The organism is Chitinophaga costaii (assembly GCF_900094705.1).
In the GTDB taxonomy this organism is placed as follows: Bacteria; Bacteroidota; Bacteroidia; order Chitinophagales; family Chitinophagaceae; genus Chitinophaga; species Chitinophaga costaii.
On record NZ_FMAR01000002.1, the window covers coordinates 252351 to 273227 of the forward strand.

A 20877-nucleotide genomic window follows, 5' to 3' on the forward strand; every position below is an offset into this window, starting at 1 on the left:
TCCCATGAGAAGATTACCGGTTTACTTACTGCTGGATACCTCCGGTTCCATGACGGGCGAACCTATTGAAGCGGTGAAAAACGGCGTGCAGGTGCTCATTTCCACGTTGCGACAAGACCCATATGCATTGGAAACGGCTTTCATCAGCGTCATTACTTTCGATAGTAGTGCGCGCCAACTGACTCCGCTCACCGATCTTACCACTTTCCAGATACCGCAGATAAATGCCGGTGGTGGCACCGCCCTGGGAGATGCCCTGAAACTGACGGCGCAAAGCATTGCGCGCGAAGTGTCTAAAAGCACCCCAGATGTGAAAGGCGATTGGAAACCGCTGGTATTCCTGATGACCGATGGCCGTCCTACAGACGACTGGAGCAGTGGGGTAACGGAGTTCAAGCAAGCAAAAACAGGCATCGTGGTAGCCTGCGCCGCCGGCAACCAGGCAGATACCAGCATCCTGAAGCAGATCACCGACATCGTAGTATCACTGGATACAGCAGATTCTGCTACCATCAAGGCTTTCTTTAAATGGGTATCGGCCTCTGTGAGTACCGGTAGTCAGAAAATAGAAAGTGGCGGGAAGGAAGTAACGGGGCTAAACGAGCTGCCGCCACCACCGCCAGAAGTAAATATCGTAGTCTAGTTTTTCCCGGCAATACCTGCGTATATCCCGCGTAGATATTGCCTTTACTAAATCAAAACGGCATGAGAAGATTACCGGTGTACCTGCTGCTCGATACGTCGGGGTCTATGCGGGGCGAGCGGATAGAGGCCGTAAAAAATGGCCTTGAAGTATTGGTGTCGCGGCTGCGGCAAGATCCTTACGCGCTGGAATCGGTGTGGATCAGCATTATTACCTTCGACCGGGAAGTGAAGCAATTGCTGCCCCTCACCGCACTGGAAGCGTTGCAACTGCCGGAGATCGTAACGCCCGAAAGTGGCCCTACCAACCTGGGTGCGGCCCTGAACATACTTGCCCAGCGCCTGGATATGGAAGTGTCTAAAAGTACTGCTGAGCGCAAAGGCGATTGGCGCCCCCTGCTCTTTGTAATGACTGATGGTAAACCCTCTGACCTGGCCGATTATCGCGCCGCCATTCCGTTGATACGCCGTAAAGGATTGGCCAGCATTGTGGCTTGTGCCGCCGGTGCAGAAGCCAAAGATGAATACCTGAAAGAACTTACCGATAACGTAGTACACCTGGACACCGCCGACAGTACTACCCTTTTATCTTTCTTTAAGTGGGTGTCCGACACCATCGGCGTGGGCAATCAAAGTGTAGGAGCCACCGACAACCTGGTACTGCCACCACCGCCGGAAGAAGTACATGTAGTGATCTGACCTACAGCTATCATTTTTTAATCCGCCATTTACATGATCGCACAAATCTTTTTCCTTGCCATTAACTTTTTCATTGTGGCCCTATTCCTGTACTCCAAGCTGCTGCCCTACAAAGACCGGCTCACGGGCAACTATGCAGGATTGTTCAACTTCGTGAACAAAGTTTTTACACCCATCATCAATTTCCTCAAAGGCATTTTCAAACCAGCCCAGGTGGGCACTGGCCTGGCGGTAGACACTGCCCAGCTTGCGTTGCTTATTATCCTGTTGGTACTGCTGAACGTGTTCCATTACTTTTAAAACCATGAGAAAACTACCGATCTACTTTCTTATCGATGTTTCTGAGTCGATGGTAGGAGAGCCCGTGCAGCAGGTGGAAGAAGGGATTGCGCACATCATCAAGGCCTTGAAACAAGACCCTTACGCGCTGGAAACGGTGTATATTTCCGTGCTTGTTTTTGCAGGGCAGGCCCGCACGCTGGTGCCTTTGCAGGAACTCATCCAGTTTTATCCACCCCGGCTGCCCATTGGCGGGGGAACCTCGCTAAGTAAGGGGTTGGGCCACCTTATGTATGAGCTGCGCAAAAATACCGTATGCACTACACCTACCCAGAAGGGCGACTGGAAGCCCATTATCTATCTCTTTACCGATGGGGTGCCTACGGATGAATCCAAGACAGCCATTGCCGAATGGCAACAACAATGGGCGCGTAAGGCCAACCTTGTTGCTATTGCCTTTGGTCAGGAAACAGACTTGCAGGTGCTGCAACAGCTTACAGAAAACGTATTTCTTTTTAAAAACACTTCACCTAAGCAATACACGGATTTCTTTGCCTGGGTTACCGCGTCTATCCGTACCAGCAGTATCAGCGTCGATAATAATGGCAGCGGTTTTGAGCTATCTAAGCTGCCGGAGAATGTGATGGAGAAAATAGATCTTAATAAACTGCCTGCTACCCAGGGTGTAGTGGATGATAATTTCGCCGTATTTACTGCCAAATGTCAGCGCAGCCAGCGGCCCTACCTCATTAAATACCGGAAAGACCAGCAGCGCAACGACCTCATGGGCCTGGACCTGGAAACACGCTACTACCAGTTAGTAGGCGCTTTTACGGTGGATAATACGTATTTTGAATTGTCGGACAAAACGGCAACGTTCAGTCAGCAAATAGCCTCCGATGAATTGGTGGGTTTTCCTTCCTGTCCTTCCTGCGGTAACCAATACGGTTTTAGTGTATGTACCTGTGGACATGTACACTGTACGGGTACGGAGCAAACCAGCACCTGCCCCTGGTGCGGCCAGACGGGCAATTATGGACTGGGCGGGGGCAATATGGACCTGAACCGCTCGCAAGGTTAGTGAATGATGAGTAAAGACACCCACAAATATATTCAAGCTTTATTGCAGCAGCACGGGCAGTCGCTGCCTGCGCAGCAACAGGCCCTGCTGGCAGCTTTCGCTAACAGTGAGATGATGGAACAGGCTTACGCGGAGATCATCCGAATTCAACAGCGCATTATGGAAAGTTGGAAAGAAAATATAGATATAGCAGACGTAAAATCCAAGCCCCTGCCCGTGCCCAACGCACAGGTAGGGCAACCTTATTTGTTTACGCTAGACCCGGCGAAGGCCGGCCTGCCCGCACTTTCTTTTTTTGACCTGGCGGTGCCACCGGAAAGTGGCTTAGTGTATAACGCAGCCGATTTTACCCTTAGCGGTAAGCCGCTCACTGCGGGTACTTTCCCACTCTCCTTTCGCTTCCGCGTAGCGGCCAGCGCGGAAGATGCGCCTTTGCAAGAAAAAGTCATTTCTTTATTGGTGAATGCCGATCCGAAGTCGCTGTGGAAAAACCTCGACTCCGATACCACCGATATTTACTGGAAGCCAGACACCGACCAGGCCCGCCTGGCAATGGGCGACAAAACCCTCATTGTGGCTTCTAAACGGGGCCGCAGCCATGCCCATGAAGGCAGGTTTCGGGATGATGATTTTGGCGCGGCCAACCTGGCCGGTGGCTGGGGAATCATTGCCGTAGCCGATGGCGCCGGCAGTGCCAAATTCTCCCGCCGCGGATCCAAAATCGTTTGCGATGCAGTGGTGAATTTTTTCAAAGAAAAAATTACCAACGCTCACTGGGCCGATTTGGATAATGCCATCGTGGCCGCCCAAACCAGTGCCACGCCAGACCACCAGAAAACGCTGAGCCGCCTGGTGATAGATTATCTTGGCAAGGCTGCCTACGATGCGCATCAGCAACTAAATGCAGCTGCAGCAGAAAAGGAAGCTCCCACCCGCGACTTTGCCACGACCTTATTATTTTTGCTTGTAAAAAAATTTGACTTCGGTTACTTCGTCGCATCTTTTATGGTGGGCGACGGGGGCATGGGCATTTACAGTAAAGACACCGGACAGGTATTTACCCTGGGAACACCCGATGGAGGCGAATTTGCCGGCCAAACCCGTTTTGTAAGCATGCCTGAAATATTTAAGGACGAAAGTTTTTATAGACGTTTTTCTATCCGCACGATACCCGACTTTACGGCTCTGGTGCTAATGACAGACGGCATTACCGATCCTAAATTTCAGACCGATGCCAACCTGACTAAAGTGGAATACTGGAATGCCCTGTGGGATGATTTGCAAGGACCCGAACACAGGGTGTTAGACCGGAACGCAGCGCAGGCATCACAGGCTTTATTGGACTGGCTGGACTTCTGGTCGCCGGGAAATCACGATGACCGAACCATTGCCATATTATTTTAACGTATGACCAGAACCGTAACGCTTACCGCCAATGATGGCAGCCAGGTACAGTACGTAGACACCGGTGCGCCCATGCAGGGCGGCATGAAGGATGTGTACTTCAGTCCAGACAAAACCTACGTGGTAGCGTTTTTCCGCGATAAGTTTAAGCCCGCAGAATATACCGCGCAGAAGGACAGGCTTACTACCATAACCAATACTTACCGAGAACGCATTTTTAACCAGGCCGGCGGTGATTACTGGAAAGACCTCTTTTGCTGGCCTACCAAGGTGGTGGAATATAATGGTCTTATTGGAGTGGTGGCGCCTGTGTACCAAAGCAAATTTTTTTTTAAATACGGCTACAACCCGGCAGGAGCGGCCATTGCCAGCATTGTGGGTAAGGAAAAGGAAGGCAAGTGGTTTGCTGCGGCGCAATTCCGGAATCATAATTTTAAACTGCACCTGGACGACCGCGAACTAGGCGACTGGTTTAAGTTTATCCTGGTATGCATTAGAATAGCACGGGCGGTGCGCCGTATGCATGCCGCTGGCCTGGCTCACTCCGACCTTTCGTATAAAAATGTACTCGTAGATCCCGTGAGCGGCAGCGCTTCCATCATTGACATAGACGGGCTGGTTGTACCCGGCAAATTTCCGCCAGACGTGATCGGCACGCCCGACTTCATTGCGCCGGAAGTGATGGCCACCAAACACTTGCCGAAGGAGGATCCTGCCCGCAAACTTCCCAGCATTAGCACCGACCGGCATGCCCTGGCTGTGATGGTGTATATGTACCTGCTATACCGTCATCCGCTGCGCGGGGGCAAGGTAAATGACCTGGACGCAGAACGGGACGAGGTGCTTTCTATGGGCGAAAAAGCATTGTTTATTGAGCATCCTACAGACACCTCTAACCGGCCCCGCCTGGATCAAGTGAAACCTACCCACCTGCCCTGGGCAGATGTGAACAAACTGCCCTATACGCTGTGTGGCCCCCACCTGAAAGCCTTATTCGACAAGGCTTTTATAAACGGGTTGCACCATCCGGCTGAAAGGCCCACCGCTGATGATTGGGAAAGCGCCTTGCTGAAAACGGTAGACAGTTTGCAACCCTGCCAAAATCCGCAATGCGCACAGAAATGGTTCGTGTTCGACAACAGCACCCAGCCCGTATGCCCTTTCTGCGGTACCCGTTATAAGGGACAACTACCCATTTTAAATTTTTACTGGGCACGCAAGCCCGGTGCCTATGTGCCGGAGAACCACCGGCTCATGGTATACCATAATCAATACTTGTATCAATGGCATGTAAACCGTAACATTACACCCAATGAGCGCCTCACCGATGCACAGAAAAAGCCCGTGGGTTATTTCGTACAACACCAAGGCAACTGGGTGCTGGTAAACCAGGCGATGCCCGACCTGAAAGATGTAACGGCTGATGCGGCCATTCCCATTGGACAGATGGTAGTATTGAAGGATAACCAGCAACTACTGCTTTCTAAAGATGAAGGAGGCCACCTGGTAATTGTTCAACTTGTAGCGAATTAAATTAAATTATACACACATTTTCAATTTATGTACGAATTACTCAAACAAATCCTGGATAATCCGTTGCCATCGCTTGCGATAGTGGGCAACCTGATCCTGATTGAGAGCCTGCTCTCTGTAGACAATGCCGCAGTACTAGCCACTATGGTGATGGACCTGCCTGGCGAAGAACGCAAGCGTGCGCTGCGTTATGGTATTCTCGGTGCTTATGTGTTCCGTGGCCTGGCGCTGGTATTTGCATCCTTTCTGCTGGGCTTCTGGTGGCTAAAACCATTAGGCGGCCTATACCTGCTATACCTCGTGTACAAATGGTGGAAAGACAAACATGCCGATAACGACGGAGCGGATGAAACCTTAGATAAAAAACAAAACTGGCTGTACCGCTCTACTGTGGGCGCCCTCGGTAATTTCTGGGCCACCGTGGCCCTGGTAGAACTGATGGACATGGCTTTTTCTATCGATAACGTATTTGCTGCAGTGGCATTCTCCAAAAACATTCTACTCATTCTTACGGGGGTGTTCATCGGTATCCTGGCTATGCGTTTTGTAGCACAGGGTTTTGTAAAGCTGATGGAGAAATACACTTTCCTGGAAACCTGCGCTTTCATTGTAATTGCCATCCTGGGCATAAAGTTGGGCCTGTCGGTGTACACGCATTTCTACCCCTGCGCGGGCTTCTCTATATTCATGGAAGGCCACGACGCTTGCCTGGAGGCCAGTGGCGGCGTACCCCCCGAAGGTCATCACGAAACGGTGTATGGCGATGTGATTACCACGATACTAACGCTGGCTATTTTCTTTGTGCCCATCATTACTTCAACGCTTTTCAACTTCCCGAAGAAACATACCGTAAGCAGCACGGAAGAATAATTTTTTTTAACAGCTAAAAAAAGGTTGCACCTCATGTGAAGTGCAACCTTTTTTAATGCAAAATTATCTGGAGCTTAAAACATTTTACCACCCCAAAAATACCATGCCTGCCCCACAGATCATGATGGTGATTCCACCGAGAAAATGTAAGTATTTTTCTATGCGCTCCGTGCGGAGCAAGGGGAATCCAAAGTATCCCAGCAACACCATGGTGACCATTGTGGCCAGTGTGAACAGCGTAAATACCGACACCAGCAAAAACAAATTCCAATAGGAAGCGCTGGCAGCGGGATGGGCCATAAGAGGTATCAGCGGCTCGCAAGGACCAAAGGCGAAAATGATGAACAGCAAAAAAGGGGTTACTTTTTTTCGGTCCGTAGGTTTTACATAATCTCCGTGTTTGTGTGCATACACATACACCTCATCCCCCATCACATCAAAATGTTTGTGTGCTGCATTCCGGTGCGCACGCCACAACCCCCACAGCGCGTAGAGGAAGCCAAATGTCAGTAATGCCCAACCAGCAAAGCCGCCACGGATAGCATCAAACCATCCGATCTTAGACATAGACCAGCCCAGCACGATGGCGCCCACACCCAGGATGATGGAGCCGCTTACATGGCCCAGCCCACACAGCATAGTCCATAAAATAGTTTTCGTTACCGACCACTGGCGGGCGCGGGAAATGGCGATGAAAGGCACATAATGATCCGGGCCAGACAGGGTGTGCAGGCAGGTATTGGCAATAGCAGTTACCATCAGGGCGCTCAATCCGGTATTCATACTACGATTTTCGGGTCCGCCAGCAGTTGGGCTGCGCGGGTTATTTTATCTTTTAATTGTTCACCGCCCTCTCCCAGTATGCGAAGCATTAACCCATGATAGGCTGTGCGGCTAATGCCTATTGCTACCTGTTCATCTGCTGCAAACAGATGGTACAGGGCATCTGCGTGTGCGTTCATATCCGCCTGTTCATCAAAGCAGAACAGGCTGGCCTGGTGGGTAAAGCCTTCCTGTTGCCCCATCCCGGAAAGCGGCCATCGCTGTGGTTCCAGCCAGAGATTGTCGCGTAGCACCAGTTTGTTTTTCCAGTATACTTCCGTGAGGTTTTGATAGCGGGTGAAGGCAAATATTTCTCCATTCAGTTTGCGTCCGCAGGTAACGATCTCACTCCATAGCAGGCGGGCATTAGCTTGCAAACGGATTTCCGTATGTCCTGTAAAAACGGATTTTGCTTGTGGAACGGTAGGGTGGGGCAGGTAATGCAACGCTGCACCGGCGCCTACCGCTACGTGTATCCGTTGCTGTGCGCCCTGCTCCATGGTAAAGAGGCGTTGATAAGACTGGGTTTGCAATTGCAACTGTGCACCGTCGTGTACTGTTATTTTCCAATCATACACATCGCCTTCCAGCATGCCGGGTGAGGCACTCATGATCACCAGGGGCAGCAGCGGAGCGGTTTTGTCTTCGCGGATGTTGGCCACCTTAAAAGGGCGGGTGCAGTAGGCTTGCTGTAGGTACGTTTTCCCTTCGCGCTGGCCGGCTTCTATATGCAGTTCGCAGATCATGTTGTTGCCTCCGCCACGTCTTCCAGCAGGCCGTATTGCTTTATCCACCGGATTACTTCCGGGAGGCCGCTGCCCTTCATCAAATCTGTAAAAATAAAGGGGCGGTCTTGCCGCATCTTGCGGGCATCGCGCTCCATTACTTCCAGGCTGGCATGTACGTAAGGAGCCAGGTCTATTTTATTAATCACGAGTAAGTCACTGCGGATGATGCCGGGACCACCTTTGCGGGGAATTTTATCGCCTTCTGCCACGTCTATCACGAAGATGGTCACGTCTGCCAGGTCGGGGCTGAAGGTGGCAGAAAGGTTGTCGCCGCCACTTTCAATGAATACGATCTCGATGTCGGGGAAACGGGTGATGATTTCCTCCACGGCTTCCAGGTTCATGCTGGCGTCTTCACGGATAGCGGTATGCGGGCAGCCCCCGGTTTCTACACCTATGATGCGCGCAGCCGGCAGGGTGCTGTTTTTCGTGAGAAACTCTGCGTCTTCTTTCGTATAAATATCGTTGGTGATAACGCCTAGGCTATACTGCCCGGCCAGTTGCCGCGTAAGTCTTTCAATAAGGGCTGTTTTGCCGGAACCTACCGGGCCGGCTACGCCTATTTTAATATATTTTCTTTCCATGTTGTAAAGTTTTTAAGACATGTATAGCCGCGAATACAATCGCTCGTGCTGCATGCCGCGAATGTCAAAGCCCACGTTGCAACGCCCCAGGATGTCCGGGTCTGGCTCCAGGGTGCTTGCGGTAAGTTCATGAATAAGGGGTTGCAGCCGGAACAATAATTGTTGACCATCCAGTTGTCCCAGCGGTATTAGCTTCACGCAATTAGTCACCATACCGGCGGCAGCATTGTAAAAAAATGCAGTGACCGCCTCTGGTTTGGGTATGCCTAACGCAAACGCATACACGCCAAATGCAATGCAATAATGGCCAGTCGCCTGTTGGGTTTTAATGGCCTGTGCATAAGCCTCCGCTATGCCGGATGGCTGTAGCGTGCGGAATATTTTTATAAGCCGCAGTCCCAGTTTTTTGCTGGCTTCCCGCATTTCGCGTGCAGTCTTCAGGGCAGTGCATTGCTCGTCGAGGTGTAGCAGTGGGGTAAGCCCGTTGGCGGCGGCGTCGTAGGCCAGGCTCATATAAGCGGCATCGTTATAGGCCAGGTTGGCGCTGAGCATTTGCCGTATCCAAGCATCTGCCGAAGGCGCGTCCTTTACCATATTTTGCTGCACGTAGGTTTCTAGCCCCGCACTGTGGGAGAAGCCGCCTACTGGCAGGGCCGGGTCAGTAAGCTGGAGCAGGTGAAGCAAGTAGGCTGGCATAATTATTTGCTTGTAATGTTCAAGATTTTAGAGAGCAGCGAGCCGCCGCTGTCGCCATGTGTATGCGGCGTTACATTGCTGCGTAAGGCATTGGTAAGTTTGCGCTCCGCGCGTGCCGGCGCATACCCCGATGCTTCCAGCCAGCGAAACAGGGGGGCCTCGTAGGGTACCAGTACTTCCGCTCCTTGTATAAAAAGCGGCAGGTGTTTGTTGCCGATCTCATAACAGATGGTTCCCATTTCCAGCATGGAGGCAGGCATTAGCACAATGGCTTCACAGGGCTGTATCTCAACCACCACGGCGCGGGCATTGTCAATAAAAACAATATCCCCGTCTTGCAGGTTTGGATTTTCCTGCAAAAAGCGGAATGCCAGCTCCTGCCCGCCCCTGCTTCGTTTGCGCTGTATGCGCTTATGGGTTTCAAACCATTCCAGCGGCAGTATATCTATCTCTTTTCCTTCCAGTGCCTGGGTGGCTATATTGCCGGAAATGGATTGAATGATCATAATAACAAATTATAAACAGGGTTGTGAAAACCGGTTAAAACAAGAAGTAACGTTGTGCCAGCGGTACTACGCTTACGGGCTCACAGGTAATTTTCTCTCCATTTACCCGCACTTCATAATTCTCCGGGTTCACGGTGATCTCCGGGGTCTGGTCGTTGTGAATAAGATCTTTCTTGCTTATGGTTCTACAACCTTTTACGGGCAGCAGCATCTTTTGCAGACCATAACCTTTCACCATGCCATTGTCCAGGGAGGCCTGCGATACGAAGGTGGCGCAGGTCTTAAACAAAGCCTTGCCATAAGCGCCAAACATGGGCCGGTAAATAACCGGCTGGGGCGTGGGGATGGAGGCATTTGGATCGCCCATGCGGGCGCTGATAATCATGCCGCCTTTGATAATCAATTCCGGTTTAGCGCCAAACAGGGCGGGTTTCCACAGCACAATGTCTGCTAGTTTGCCCGGTTCCAGCGAGCCTACATATTGCGCAATACCGTGTGTGATAGCGGGGTTAATGGTGTACTTGGCCACGTATCTTTTTGCACGGAAATTATCGTTATTGTGGGCCGCATCTTCCGGCAGGGCGCCACGTTGTTGTTTCATCTTGTCTGCCGTTTGCCAGGTGCGGGTAATCACCTCTCCCACGCGGCCCATGGCCTGCGAGTCTGAACTCATCATACTAAATACGCCCATATCGTGCAGGATATCTTCTGCGGCAATAGTTTCTGGGCGTATGCGGGAATCGGCGAAGGATACATCTTCCGGTGAATTTTTATCCAGGTGATGACATACCATGAGCATATCCAGGTGTTCATCAATTGTATTTACCGTAAAAGGGCGGGTAGGGTTGGTAGAAGATGGCAGGATGTTCTGGAACATGGCTGCGCGGATGATATCCGGCGCATGTCCTCCGCCGGCGCCCTCGGTGTGGTAAGTATGGATTACCCGCCCGTTTATGGCGCGCAGGGTATCTTCTAAAAATCCGGATTCGTTCAGCGTATCGGTGTGAATGGCTACCTGCACATCGTAAGCATCTGCCACCTGCAAAGCTGCGTCTATGGTGGCGGGTGTAGAACCCCAGTCTTCATGGATCTTCAGGCCCAGTGCTCCGGCCTCCACCTGTTCCCGCAGGGGCGGCAGGGAGGAAACGTTGCCTTTGCCGAGGAAGCCCAGGTTCATGGGAAAGGCGTCTGCGCTTTCCAGCATTTTCTGGATGTTCCAGGCGCCGGGTGTTACCGTGGTGGCGTTAGTACCGTCTGCCGGCCCGGTGCCACCGCCAATCATGGTGGTGATGCCGCTGTACAGGGCATGGTCTATTTGCTGCGGGCTTATAAAATGAATATGGGTATCAATGCCGCCGGCAGTAGCAATAAGTCCGGCGCCGCCATGTACTTCGGTGCTGGCGCCAATGATCATGTTAGGGCTTACGCCGTCCATGGTGTCGGGGTTTCCAGCCTTGCCAATGCCTACAATCTTTCCATCTTTAATGCCAATGTCTGCCTTTACAATGCCCCAGTGGTCAATGATCATCACGCTGGTGATCACGAAATCCAACACACCCTCTGCGCGGGTGGCGTTACTGTTCTGCGCCATGCCGTCGCGGATGGTTTTGCCCCCGCCAAATTTGGCCTCCTCGCCATACACGGCAAAGTCTTTCTCTATTTCCACGATAATGCCGGTATCGCCCAGGCGCACTTTGTCGCCGGTGGTAGGGCCGTACATATTGGCATATTTAATTTTATTTATCTGCAAGCTCATACCGTTTTATTTTTGAAGTGCTGTGGGGTAAGTTGGTCAAAAGCTTTTTGGCGGATAGCTGCATTGGCTACATTGCCATTCACGAGGTTATTGTGTCCCTGTGCGATGTGGCGCCCGCCAAGGGCTACCAGTTCCACGGCTTTTTGTTCGCCAGGCTCAAAGCGTACGGCGGTGCCGGCGGCAATGTTCAAACGCATGCCAAAAGCCGTTTCCCGGTTAAATTCCAGTTGGCGGTTCACCTCAAAAAAGTGGTAGTGTGAGCCAATCTGTACGGGCCGGTCGCCGGTATTTACAACAGTTACCTGCGCGGTGTGCAGGCCTTGGTTGCATACAATATTTCCGGGAGCAATGAAGTATTCACCTGGGATCATAAGGATTGTATTAATTATACTGTACAAGGTAGGTTGTTCAGCGTTTGGTAAGTGATAAATGTAATATAGCTGCCATGCCGGGTGGTAATTGTTTCTTTTATTAGGCCTTACCGGATTGGGTCATGCACGGTTACGAGTTTGGTACCATCCGGGAAGGTGGCTTCTATTTGCACTTCCTGTATCATTTCCGGGATGCCTTCCATCACGTCTGCACGGGTAAGGATGGTGGCACCATATTGCATGAGCGACGCTACAGACTGCCCGTCGCGGGCGGCTTCCTGGAGGCGGCTGCTGATTAGGGCGATGGCTTCGGGATAATTGAGTTTTAGCCCGCGCGCCTTGCGTTTCTCCGCCAGTTCGCCGGCCAGAAATAGCAGTAGCTTTTCGGTTTCCCTTGCTGTTAAATGCATATATCTATAATTAAGTGATGGCTGTTGGATGATGGCATTACAAATAAATTTATGTTTATTAATGCAGGCATTAAGCTATAAAAAAATCCGGTTACTGATACCAGTAACCGGATTTTTATTATTTCCATCCCCATTTCGCGGGGTAATTGACTATTTCAATTTTTCCAGTGCATTTTTTAACTGGGTAAGCATGGATGGTATTTCTTCCTTCACGCAAGTACCCACGCTCAGGCGATACCAGGGCGAATTTTTTGCCGCGCCAAAGGCTACAAAGGGTACCAGGCCCAGTTTGGCTTCGTTTAGAATGTAGGAAGTAACGGCTGCCTGGTCTGCCAGCAGGCTGCCATCTGCCGTGGTTTTTCCCACCAGGTCAAATTTCAGGGTGAGGTAAATGGCGGCCTGCGGAGCAATGGAATCTACCTGGTGGCCGGCGGCTTTCAAGGACTGGAAGCCTTCGTGGATACTGAACAATCTTTCTTCTATCTCGCCTTTAAAGTGGGCCAGGTAAGAATCTATATTTTCTTTTTGCACCAGGTATTTGGCGGCGGCTTTTTGTTCGGCCATCGGACTCCAGGCGCCTACATGCGAAAGGATAGATTTCATTTTGCTGATCACATGTTTGGGGCCCAGTGCCCAGCCTACCCGCACGCCGGTGGCGGCAAAGGATTTGCTCATCCCGTCGATGAAGATAGTATAGTCGCGCAGTGCTGGGCGGAGGCCCACAGGTGTGTAGTGTTTAGTTTGGGCAAAAGTAAGTACCCAATACATTTGGTCAAACAAAATGTAAAGGGGTTTTTCATCCTCGCTGCGGGATTTATTTTCTGCGATCACCAGGTCGCAGATGTCTTCTAGTTGCTGCTTGCCAAACGCGGTGCCGGTGGGGTTCTGCGGGGAGCATAAGGCCAGCAGGGTAGCGCCTTTCAGCAGGGGCTTCAGTTCTGCCGCAGTGGGCATGAAGTCGTTTTCCGCCTTGGTTTCCAGCACCACATGCTCGGCTTCCAGAAAATGTGTATAGTGATTATTATTCCACGAAGGCGTAGCATACACGATCTTTTCGCCACGATCTACAATGGTACGGTAGGTTGCATAAATAATAGGACGGCCTCCGCAGGAAATCACGATCTCGGAAGCGGGATCGTAGCGCAGGCCTTCGCGCGTGTCAATAAATTCGCTCACTGCTTTACGCAGTTCGGGAATACCATCTGCGGGCGGATAGTTCGTATAATGATCGCGGTAGGCATTCACAATTTCCTGTTCAAATGCTGCAGGAATAGGAAAAATTTTTGGGTCAAAATCACCGATGGTAAAGTTGTATATTTTTTCTCCTTTTGCTATCTTTTCCTTGATCTCACTGGCCAGTTTAATAATTTCAGATCCAATCAGTGTCTCCGCTAAATGAGATAGTTTCATAATCCTGGATTTTTATGTGAGCAATTTATGCGAGCGCAAAGGTAACTGATTTGAAAGTAGATTGAATGAATGGGTGCTTTCTTTTTAGATTGTTTAAGAAAATGACTATATTATTGCAGTTTCATAAAAGAGTACGGCTGTTTTTATAAACGCCTGCCAGCACCATCATTGCCCGCTAATCAACGGGCGCGGCACCTGTTGGGAGATAAGTTCCTGCAACCAATTGCAGGGCCGGTGCAGCATATAACAAAACTTTCTATCTTTGCGCGGTTCACCTACTTTTATACTATATTGTCCGTGAATTGTTGCTGTGGGAATACCAAACAAGGCAATTCACCCATTCAAACCGGTCAAACCACACACCGCAAAAAAAATAAACAGACGCATGAAATTTATTGTTTCTTCCTCCACTTTGTTAAAACAATTACAGCAAATAAGCGGGGTGATTAATTCCAATACGGTACTCCCCATCCTGGAAGATTTCCTTTTCATCATAGAAAAGAATGATCTTACGGTGGTGGCCACCGATCTGGAAACCGTGATGAAAGTAAAGCTGGAAGTAGAAGCCAAGGAAAATGGGCGTGTATGTATTCCCGCAAAGATCCTGATAGACTCTTTGAAAAATCTGCCCGATCAGCCGCTTACCTTTACGATAGACCTGCATTCGTATGCTGTGGAAATCACTTCCGACAATGGTAAGTATAAAGTAATGGGCGAAAACCCTGAAAACTTTCCCAAAGAGCCTGCGGCGGATGACACCACTTCTTTTAATCTGACTTCTTCTTCGCTGGTTACGGCGATTAATAAAACGCTTTTTGCAGTGAGCAATGACGATCTCCGCCCGTCTATGACAGGAGTGTTTTTTGAAATTGCACCTAACAGCCTGACTTTCGTAGCCACAGATGCTCACCGCCTGGTAAAATACATACGTACCGATGTACAATGCCCCGCATCAGATTCCTTTATCGTACCTAAAAAACCGCTGAACCTGCTGAAAGGGGTATTGCCAGATAATGACCACCAAGTGAAAATTGCCTATAGTGAAAATCACTTTTTCGTAATTCATGAGAACGCTTCCATGATCTGCCGCCTCATCGATGCAAGGTTCCCCGATTATAAAGTGGTGATCCCGAAAGACAACCCTTACCGCTTGGTGGTGGCCAAGAACGACTTTCAAAATGCGCTGAAACGCGTAGGAGTGTTTGCTAACAAAAGCACCAATCAAGTGGCGCTCAGCATTAGTGGCAACGAACTACAGCTTTCGGCCCAGGATGTGGATTTCTCTTTTGAAGGGAATGAGCGCATGAGCTGCCAATACACCGGGGAAGATATGCAGATTGCTTTCAACGCTAAATTTCTCATTGAAATGCTGAGCGCCGCTGATGGCGACGAAGTAACCATAGAGCTTTCTACGCCCACTAAAGCGGGCATTCTTCGTCCTTCAGAAAAAGAAGACGCCGAAGATCTTCTCATGCTGGTGATGCCGCTCATGCTGAACAGCTAATTAAAACGATTGTCAACAACTTCTCATAGCCGCAGGCGCCTAACGGTCCTGCGGCTTTTTTATTGCGGAGATGAAAATTTTTTTATAAATATTGCTATGATTTATAAGGTAGGTTTTTATAAGTAAGGAGTTACCGCAATTTGAAATAATACTATATATGTATAATAGACAAAACACCAAAATAATCAATGGTTTACTAATTGGTAAACCCTTAAAAAAAGCCACATATTTTTTATAGGTTAATGTGTTGAGGAGCTCTTCGGTAATTAATTTTTACGCTAATGTGTAATCAAAACTAATACAACAGGCTGCTTTTTTTCTTTGCCCATGGCGGGTTTCAGCGTTTTGTATATGAAAGAAATGATTTAATTTTCCACCAGTAATTATTTGATCCGGTAAATATTCATTTATTCACCATAAAGAATTAAGGCTTTGGCATCTTTAGTAAAGTAATAGGACTACCACGTTTTGTACTTGTTAACTATCCGTATACCCTCTCAGAAATTTAAAGGCAGCAACCTTATTTATATGGTTATGGCTACCAAAAATTTAATACCGTTGACAATCATTTATATTTCATAATTCCCTCAATTGTTTTTTATGCAATTTCACATCAGTGTCCCTAAAATTAGCTATGTAGGCGTAATGATACTCGGTATTCTCGCCGCTGTATATGCTTTCATCACTAACAATCCTGCGCACGCCGTCATTGCCGGTGCCGCTGCCGCTGCCGTGGGAGTGATCGCGTTGATCATTGGCCGTAAGTCTACCGAAGAATTACAAATGATCATTGCCGGCCTGTTCATGGCTTCGCTTTCTGTATTAATAGGACTGTGGGAAATTTACCACTAGTCGCAGTTTTGTTTTGATTAACCATATCCTATTTCCTATGCCCTTTTCGTGTGTACCGTTCTTCGTAACCGGCCGCAGCCCTGATAGGAAATATTGCCAGGGAAGAATCCGATATGTCTAATATTAACGCCGTATCAATGGTGATCACTGGTTCCTCATCCCACTGCTGATGGCTGCGTAGGATCAACGTATCCTTTTTTAACTCCCATTTTTCGTACACGGTGCTGAAATGCGTAGTATTCAAACTACGGATGTATCCTTTTTTCTTCAGATCGAACCCCTCCGTTTCATTCTCTTTTCCTGCTACGGGTCTCGTCCACCTGCCTATCATTTGTTGTTCCGTGACCAACAGGCTGTCTTTATGATCCGCCCTATCGTTTATCACAGGGGTAGTATCTGAGAGGATTGGGGAAAGAAGGGAAGAATCGTGGCTATGGAGCGTGTCGGTATGCGTGTTGCCAGGTGCCGTTTGCTGGCGGCAGGAAGGCCAAAAAAATAAAGCGGGCATCAGCGCCAGGCTAAGCAGGGCAATCTTTTGCATGAATACGTTTTGATCGGTGCAATACACTCGTTCAAATATAGGGATTTCAACAACTTACCATACAAAAAAAGCGAAGTACCTATGGCACCCCGCTTTCTACATTATAACTGCATACTAATTATTGCGAAACCTTTTCCAGATCACGTTGTTGCTTAATGATGTCGTGTGATCTCTTTAATGAAGCCTTTTGCTTGGTGATCAGCTCGCGCAGATCATTTGGCAAGGGTTCATCTGTATTCAGGGCATCCTGGTAAGCACTTTGTGCAGCGTCTTCACCATGTTCGCAGGAAGCTAGGATAGCATGACGGTCATTACCAGTGAAGGCGCGTTTTACATCCATCCAAGTTCTGTAGATTTTACCAGACACGGTACTATCAGTTTGAATTTCTTTGCCATACAAGCTCAGTTGCTGATTTAATTCATTTACATATTTGCGGCTTTCATCTACCATCTGTTTAAACAGAATTTTCAAATCATTGTCTTGTGTTTGAGCGGTAGCTTTATCATAACCTTCAATCCTGTCGTTATTAATTTTAACAAGATCGTTCAATACTTCTGTTGCTTTTTCATTCGTTGCCATAACTTAAGTTTTTTATGTTTAAAAATATTCAATCCACGCTGCCAAAAATGTAGTGCAGCTGAGACGGCTAAATGTGTAGCGTACAAGTGTAATACTACTTGCAGCTGAATCATGTGTTTCAAAAACGCTGCCAATCGTTTCAGTGTAAAATCAATGTAGACAAGTGTTTCAGCGGGCGATATTTTTCCCGAACGGGGGAAAGGCTTCTACAAATACATGTGCTTACTATCGGCACAATATCGATAATGCCTGGTTTTAGCCCAAAGAACAGGTTGGCACAGAATTGTTAAATAATTTAACGGATTAAAACCATTTTTATGAACAGTATTCTTTATATCATCGCCGTTATCCTTATTATTGGTTGGGCACTTGGCTTTTTCGTGTACTCTGTTGGAAGTATTATTCACATATTACTGGTACTGGCCATAATTGCCATCCTGTTAAACATAATCCGTGGTCGATCATTATAAAGATGAATAGTAATATGCAGAACGAAACATTCATTCAATTTTTCCATTGGTATACACCTGCTGATGGGGCTTTATGGCAATATTTTCAGGAAGAGGCCCCCGCCTTAAAAGCGAAAGGTATTACACACGTATGGTTGCCGCCAGCCTTCAAAGGCAGCAGGGGCAATGCTTCTGAAGGATATGATGTGTACGATCTGTTCGATCTGGGAGAGTTTGATCAGAAAGGAACGGTGGCCACTAAATATGGTACTAAAGATCAATATCTCGCTGCCATCAAAGCCGCTCAGCAACAGGGATTGAAAGTATTGGCAGACATTGTCATGGGGCATCGTACAGGGGGGGACGATAAGGAGAACGTTACTGTACGCCGTGTAAACCCAGACAATCGTAATGAAATGATCGGTGAACCGATAGAGATTACCGCATACACTAAATTTACCTTCCCCGGCCGCAAGGAAAAATATTCTAACTACATCTGGGATTTTCACAGTTTTGCGGGGGTAGACTATGCAGAAAACCTGCCTGCAGAAGAACAGGGTATTTTTAAAATATTGAATGAGTATGGTGAAGGTGAGTGGAACGATGAAGTATCGCCCGAGAATGGGAACTTCAGTTTCCTCATTGGCGACGATGTGGAAACGAGAAATCCAGCCGTAAGGGATGAATTATATAACTGGGGAAAATGGTACCTCGCCACTACCGGTATAGACGGGCTGCGGCTGGATGCCATTAAACATACCTCCTGGATGTTCGTTAAAAAATGGGTGAAGGCGATGCGCGAGGCAGCCGGAAAAGAATTGACTGTTATCGGTGAATACTGGGCACCAAATAATTTGCCGGAGATGATCGATTACCTGAACAAGATAGAATTTTCCTTTAGCCTGTTTGATGCCCCTTTGCATAATAATTTTCATCAGGCCTCCAAGGGGGAAAGAGAGCTGTGGAAAATATACGACGACACCCTTACGGCTAGCCATGCAGAAAATAGTATTACGCTGGTAGATAATCACGACACCCAGCCCCTGCAAGCGCTGGAAAGCCCCGTGGAAGGCTGGTTTAAGCCACTGGCCTATGGTTGCATATTACTACGTTTGCAAGGTGTTCCCTGTGTGTTTTATCCAGACTTATACGGCGTTACCTACAAAGACAAGGACCAGGAGATCACCATCAGCAAAGTGGAAGAATTGGATAGTTTACTGGAGTTACGCAAAAATTTCGCATATGGTGAGCAGCAGGACTACTTTGTATCCGCCGACGTAATTGGCTGGGTAAGGAAGGGAATTGATGATATGCCAAACAGTGGATGCGTGGTGATTATGAGCCGCGCGGCAGAGGGAGGAAATATCAAAATGAACGTTGATAAAAAATTTGCCGGCAAGACATTTTATAATTTTTTAAACCATGCACAAACCCTGGTAGTGGATGAAGAAGGCAGTGCCAATTTTTACCTTGACCGACAGGGAATAGCGGTGTGGGTAGCGCAGGATTAAAAATCTATGGAGTAAAATATTTCTTTATTATAGTCTACAGAAATGGTAGATTATTATTTGGTGGTTTCAAATATTCTGTTTTATCTTTGCAACAGTTCTTTTAAGTGCTTATCAAGAAAGGTGGAGGGATATGGCCCGACGATACCTTAGCAACCTTCCTTCGGGAAAGGTGCTACTTCCATCCGCTGTAATGGCGGAGAGATAATGCGGATCACAGTTTAGCTATAAAATTCTTTTTTATAATAAAGCTCATCCGGTTACGGTTGGGTTTTTTTTATGCCCCGCCATCTTTGTTGATAAGCGTTTTGACCAGGAACCTGTTTATTCAATTCCTTCATCAAACTAAATCAACAACAACGATGAGTACCATTACAGAACTGATCCACTCCATCCCCGTAGACCCGCAGACTGGCGCTATTGCAGTACCTATTTATCAAACCTCTACTTTTGTACAGGAAGCTCCTGGTGTAAACAAGGGATATGATTATGCCCGTTCCAATAATCCTACCCGTGCCGTATTGGAACAATTGGTAGCAGGTCTGGAAAAAGGCGCAGCGGCCTATGCATTTGCCAGTGGACTGGCCGCCATCGATGCGGTGGTGAAACTGCTACAAGCTGGCGATGAGATTATTGCCGTGGATGATATTTACGGTGGAGCCTTCCGCCTATTCGATAAAGTGTATAAGAAATTCGGCATCAGCGTGCAGTATGTTGATACGACCGATACAGAAAAAGTAGCAGCGGCATTTACTGCCAAAACAAAACTTGTGTGGCTGGAAACACCCACCAATCCTACTTTGAAGATATCCGATATCCGCGCCATTGCCACCCTGGCAAAAGCCCATGGAGCGCTGCTTTGTGTGGACAATACCTTTGCATCGCCTGTATTACAGCAACCGCTTACTTTGGGCGCCGACATTGTGGTGCATAGCGCCACAAAATACTTGGGTGGCCACAGCGATCTCATAGCGGGCATAGTTGTAACTAAGGAAAAGGCGCTGGGAGATGAGATTAAGTTTTACCAGAACGCATGCGGTGCCATCCTTTCCCCGTTCGATAGTTTTCTGCTTATCCGCGGTTTAGAAACCTTGCACCTGCGGGTGCGTCAGCATGGCAGCAATGCACAGGCCATCGCGGAATATCTGGAACAGCACCCGCTGGTAGACAAAGTATTTTATCCGGGTTTACCCTCCCACCCACACCATGATAGGGCTAAGCAGCAGGCCAAGGGATTTGGTGGTATAGTATCTTTCACGCTAAAAACAGACACGGTGCCAGCCGCTACGGCGCTGGTGTGTAGCACGCACTACTTTAAACTGGCAGAAAGCCTGGGCGGCATTAAAAGTCTGCTGTGCCACCCCGCCAGCATGACCCATAAATCTATACCCGAAGATATCCGTCATGCCAATGGTGTGGCCGATAGCCTGATCCGTTTGTCTGTAGGCCTGGAAGAAACGCAAGACCTGATAGCCGACCTGGAGCAAGCTTTTGCCAGGGCAGGCAGTTCAAAACAGGTAGAAAAATTACCTGCATACCGCGAGCAGGAGGAGTTAGCGTTGGCGCTGGCATTATGAGCAGGGAGGCAGGAT

The 20877-nt window shown here is 48.6% G+C and carries 23 protein-coding genes and 1 riboswitch; of the genes, 12 read left to right on the top strand and 11 right to left on the bottom strand.

Features of this window, described 5'->3' with window-relative positions:
- The first annotated feature begins 4 nt into the window (after positions 1 to 4).
- The 7 genes from GA0116948_RS04205 to GA0116948_RS04235 all read left to right on the top strand — a co-directional run bounded on the left by GA0116948_RS04205 (position 5) and on the right by GA0116948_RS04235 (position 6508).
- Complete coding sequence (locus tag GA0116948_RS04205) at positions 5 to 643, top strand: vWA domain-containing protein (protein WP_089709357.1); 639 nt, start codon at positions 5 to 7, stop codon at positions 641 to 643.
- 62 nt (positions 644 to 705) lie between these two features.
- Positions 706 to 1341, top strand: a complete 636-nt coding sequence (locus GA0116948_RS04210) for a vWA domain-containing protein (RefSeq protein ID WP_089709359.1) — start codon at positions 706 to 708, stop codon at positions 1339 to 1341.
- Between the two features lie 33 nt (positions 1342 to 1374).
- A complete protein-coding gene (locus tag GA0116948_RS04215) occupies positions 1375 to 1641 on the top strand; it encodes a hypothetical protein (protein WP_089709360.1) in 267 nt (88 codons plus the stop codon).
- A 4-nt stretch (positions 1642 to 1645) separates the two neighbouring features.
- Positions 1646 to 2701, top strand: a complete 1056-nt coding sequence (locus GA0116948_RS04220; protein WP_089709361.1) for a TerY-C metal binding domain-containing protein — start codon at positions 1646 to 1648, stop codon at positions 2699 to 2701.
- A gap of 3 nt (positions 2702 to 2704) precedes the next feature.
- Positions 2705 to 4105, top strand: coding sequence for a protein phosphatase 2C domain-containing protein (locus GA0116948_RS04225; protein ID WP_089709362.1), 1401 nt, complete (start codon positions 2705 to 2707; stop codon positions 4103 to 4105).
- 3 nt (positions 4106 to 4108) lie between these two features.
- Positions 4109 to 5638 carry a helix-hairpin-helix domain-containing protein gene (locus GA0116948_RS04230; protein WP_089709363.1) on the top strand — a complete coding sequence of 510 codons (1530 nt, stop codon included), beginning with the start codon at positions 4109 to 4111 and terminating at the stop codon, positions 5636 to 5638.
- Positions 5639 to 5665: 27 nt separating this feature from the next.
- Positions 5666 to 6508, top strand: coding sequence for a DUF475 domain-containing protein (locus tag GA0116948_RS04235; RefSeq protein WP_089709364.1), 843 nt, complete (start codon positions 5666 to 5668; stop codon positions 6506 to 6508).
- Positions 6509 to 6592: 84 nt separating this feature from the next.
- Here GA0116948_RS04235 and GA0116948_RS04240 read toward each other — a convergent pair whose 3' ends face one another.
- The 9 genes from GA0116948_RS04240 to GA0116948_RS04280 all read right to left on the bottom strand — a co-directional run bounded on the left by GA0116948_RS04240 (position 6593) and on the right by GA0116948_RS04280 (position 13851).
- The gene (locus tag GA0116948_RS04240; RefSeq protein WP_089709365.1) at positions 6593 to 7291 is read right to left on the bottom strand and encodes an urease accessory protein UreH domain-containing protein; all 699 of its coding nucleotides are present in this window, start codon (positions 7289 to 7291) and stop codon (positions 6593 to 6595) included.
- Positions 7288 to 8076: an urease accessory protein UreD gene (locus tag GA0116948_RS04245; RefSeq protein ID WP_089709366.1), complete on the bottom strand. Its 789-nt coding sequence runs from the start codon at positions 8074 to 8076 to the stop codon at positions 7288 to 7290. Before GA0116948_RS04245 ends, GA0116948_RS04240 begins: the two co-directional genes overlap by 4 nt.
- On the bottom strand, positions 8073 to 8702 hold the full coding sequence (gene ureG, locus GA0116948_RS04250) for an urease accessory protein UreG (protein WP_089709367.1): 630 nt from the start codon (positions 8700 to 8702) through the stop codon (positions 8073 to 8075). Before ureG ends, GA0116948_RS04245 begins: the two co-directional genes overlap by 4 nt.
- 12 nt (positions 8703 to 8714) lie before the next feature.
- The gene (locus tag GA0116948_RS04255) at positions 8715 to 9398 is read right to left on the bottom strand and encodes an urease accessory protein UreF (RefSeq protein ID WP_170876067.1); all 684 of its coding nucleotides are present in this window, start codon (positions 9396 to 9398) and stop codon (positions 8715 to 8717) included.
- 2 nt (positions 9399 to 9400) lie between these two features.
- Positions 9401 to 9904 (bottom strand): urease accessory protein UreE, encoded by a 504-nt coding sequence (gene ureE, locus GA0116948_RS04260; protein ID WP_089709369.1) that lies wholly within the window; start codon positions 9902 to 9904, stop codon positions 9401 to 9403.
- 34 nt (positions 9905 to 9938) lie between these two features.
- The gene (ureC, locus tag GA0116948_RS04265; protein ID WP_089709370.1) at positions 9939 to 11660 is read right to left on the bottom strand and encodes an urease subunit alpha; all 1722 of its coding nucleotides are present in this window, start codon (positions 11658 to 11660) and stop codon (positions 9939 to 9941) included.
- Entirely contained in the window at positions 11657 to 12031 is a 375-nt protein-coding gene (ureB, locus tag GA0116948_RS04270) for an urease subunit beta (RefSeq protein ID WP_089709371.1), read from the bottom strand. Before ureB ends, ureC begins: the two co-directional genes overlap by 4 nt.
- A 107-nt stretch (positions 12032 to 12138) precedes the next feature.
- Positions 12139 to 12441 (bottom strand): urease subunit gamma, encoded by a 303-nt coding sequence (gene ureA / locus GA0116948_RS04275; protein WP_089709372.1) that lies wholly within the window; start codon positions 12439 to 12441, stop codon positions 12139 to 12141.
- Between the two features lie 150 nt (positions 12442 to 12591).
- Complete coding sequence (locus tag GA0116948_RS04280; protein WP_089709373.1) at positions 12592 to 13851, bottom strand: pyridoxal phosphate-dependent aminotransferase; 1260 nt, start codon at positions 13849 to 13851, stop codon at positions 12592 to 12594.
- A gap of 385 nt (positions 13852 to 14236) precedes the next feature.
- Between GA0116948_RS04280 and dnaN the strand changes: the two genes are divergently transcribed.
- Both dnaN and GA0116948_RS04290 read left to right on the top strand, forming a co-directional pair.
- A complete protein-coding gene (dnaN, locus tag GA0116948_RS04285; RefSeq protein WP_089709374.1) occupies positions 14237 to 15355 on the top strand; it encodes a DNA polymerase III subunit beta in 1119 nt (372 codons plus the stop codon).
- A gap of 600 nt (positions 15356 to 15955) precedes the next feature.
- Positions 15956 to 16207: a hypothetical protein gene (locus tag GA0116948_RS04290; RefSeq protein WP_089709375.1), complete on the top strand. Its 252-nt coding sequence runs from the start codon at positions 15956 to 15958 to the stop codon at positions 16205 to 16207.
- 28 nt (positions 16208 to 16235) lie between these two features.
- On the opposite strand, the gene GA0116948_RS04295 is transcribed toward GA0116948_RS04290, so the two are convergent.
- Both GA0116948_RS04295 and GA0116948_RS04300 read right to left on the bottom strand, forming a co-directional pair.
- Positions 16236 to 16748 carry a lipocalin family protein gene (locus GA0116948_RS04295; protein WP_123891753.1) on the bottom strand — a complete coding sequence of 171 codons (513 nt, stop codon included), beginning with the start codon at positions 16746 to 16748 and terminating at the stop codon, positions 16236 to 16238.
- Positions 16749 to 16866: 118 nt separating this feature from the next.
- Positions 16867 to 17328 carry a ferritin-like domain-containing protein gene (locus GA0116948_RS04300; protein ID WP_089709377.1) on the bottom strand — a complete coding sequence of 154 codons (462 nt, stop codon included), beginning with the start codon at positions 17326 to 17328 and terminating at the stop codon, positions 16867 to 16869.
- Between the two features lie 317 nt (positions 17329 to 17645).
- Between GA0116948_RS04300 and GA0116948_RS20975 the strand changes: the two genes are divergently transcribed.
- The 3 genes from GA0116948_RS20975 to GA0116948_RS04310 all read left to right on the top strand — a co-directional run bounded on the left by GA0116948_RS20975 (position 17646) and on the right by GA0116948_RS04310 (position 20862).
- On the top strand, positions 17646 to 17798 hold the full coding sequence (locus tag GA0116948_RS20975) for a lmo0937 family membrane protein (RefSeq protein ID WP_108675033.1): 153 nt from the start codon (positions 17646 to 17648) through the stop codon (positions 17796 to 17798).
- A 14-nt stretch (positions 17799 to 17812) separates the two neighbouring features.
- Positions 17813 to 19288 carry an alpha-amylase gene (locus tag GA0116948_RS04305; protein ID WP_089709568.1) on the top strand — a complete coding sequence of 492 codons (1476 nt, stop codon included), beginning with the start codon at positions 17813 to 17815 and terminating at the stop codon, positions 19286 to 19288.
- 105 nt (positions 19289 to 19393) lie between these two features.
- A riboswitch (SAM riboswitch) is annotated at positions 19394 to 19496 on the top strand.
- Positions 19497 to 19647: 151 nt separating this feature from the next.
- A complete protein-coding gene (locus GA0116948_RS04310) occupies positions 19648 to 20862 on the top strand; it encodes a trans-sulfuration enzyme family protein (RefSeq protein ID WP_089709378.1) in 1215 nt (404 codons plus the stop codon).
- Positions 20863 to 20877: the final 15 nt, after the last annotated feature.

Coding starts and splice junctions, on each gene's coding strand:
- GA0116948_RS04225 (WP_089709362.1), top strand. CDS start 2,705: ATGATGAGTAAAGACACCCACAAATATATTCAAGCTTTATTGCAGCAG.
- GA0116948_RS04300 (WP_089709377.1), bottom strand. CDS start 17,328: ATGGCAACGAATGAAAAAGCAACAGAAGTATTGAACGATCTTGTTAAA.
- GA0116948_RS04295 (WP_123891753.1), bottom strand. CDS start 16,748: ATGCAAAAGATTGCCCTGCTTAGCCTGGCGCTGATGCCCGCTTTATTT.
- GA0116948_RS04310 (WP_089709378.1), top strand. CDS start 19,648: ATGAGTACCATTACAGAACTGATCCACTCCATCCCCGTAGACCCGCAG.
- GA0116948_RS04280 (WP_089709373.1), bottom strand. CDS start 13,851: ATGAAACTATCTCATTTAGCGGAGACACTGATTGGATCTGAAATTATT.
- ureA (WP_089709372.1), bottom strand. CDS start 12,441: ATGCATTTAACAGCAAGGGAAACCGAAAAGCTACTGCTATTTCTGGCC.
- GA0116948_RS04210 (WP_089709359.1), top strand. CDS start 706: ATGAGAAGATTACCGGTGTACCTGCTGCTCGATACGTCGGGGTCTATG.
- GA0116948_RS04230 (WP_089709363.1), top strand. CDS start 4,109: ATGACCAGAACCGTAACGCTTACCGCCAATGATGGCAGCCAGGTACAG.
- ureC (WP_089709370.1), bottom strand. CDS start 11,660: ATGAGCTTGCAGATAAATAAAATTAAATATGCCAATATGTACGGCCCT.
- GA0116948_RS04255 (WP_170876067.1), bottom strand. CDS start 9,398: ATGCCAGCCTACTTGCTTCACCTGCTCCAGCTTACTGACCCGGCCCTG.
- ureG (WP_089709367.1), bottom strand. CDS start 8,702: ATGGAAAGAAAATATATTAAAATAGGCGTAGCCGGCCCGGTAGGTTCC.
- GA0116948_RS04220 (WP_089709361.1), top strand. CDS start 1,646: ATGAGAAAACTACCGATCTACTTTCTTATCGATGTTTCTGAGTCGATG.
- ureB (WP_089709371.1), bottom strand. CDS start 12,031: ATGATCCCAGGTGAATACTTCATTGCTCCCGGAAATATTGTATGCAAC.
- dnaN (WP_089709374.1), top strand. CDS start 14,237: ATGAAATTTATTGTTTCTTCCTCCACTTTGTTAAAACAATTACAGCAA.
- GA0116948_RS04305 (WP_089709568.1), top strand. CDS start 17,813: ATGCAGAACGAAACATTCATTCAATTTTTCCATTGGTATACACCTGCT.
- GA0116948_RS04290 (WP_089709375.1), top strand. CDS start 15,956: ATGCAATTTCACATCAGTGTCCCTAAAATTAGCTATGTAGGCGTAATG.
- GA0116948_RS04215 (WP_089709360.1), top strand. CDS start 1,375: ATGATCGCACAAATCTTTTTCCTTGCCATTAACTTTTTCATTGTGGCC.
- GA0116948_RS04245 (WP_089709366.1), bottom strand. CDS start 8,076: ATGATCTGCGAACTGCATATAGAAGCCGGCCAGCGCGAAGGGAAAACG.
- ureE (WP_089709369.1), bottom strand. CDS start 9,904: ATGATCATTCAATCCATTTCCGGCAATATAGCCACCCAGGCACTGGAA.
- GA0116948_RS20975 (WP_108675033.1), top strand. CDS start 17,646: ATGAACAGTATTCTTTATATCATCGCCGTTATCCTTATTATTGGTTGG.
- GA0116948_RS04205 (WP_089709357.1), top strand. CDS start 5: ATGAGAAGATTACCGGTTTACTTACTGCTGGATACCTCCGGTTCCATG.
- GA0116948_RS04240 (WP_089709365.1), bottom strand. CDS start 7,291: ATGAATACCGGATTGAGCGCCCTGATGGTAACTGCTATTGCCAATACC.
- GA0116948_RS04235 (WP_089709364.1), top strand. CDS start 5,666: ATGTACGAATTACTCAAACAAATCCTGGATAATCCGTTGCCATCGCTT.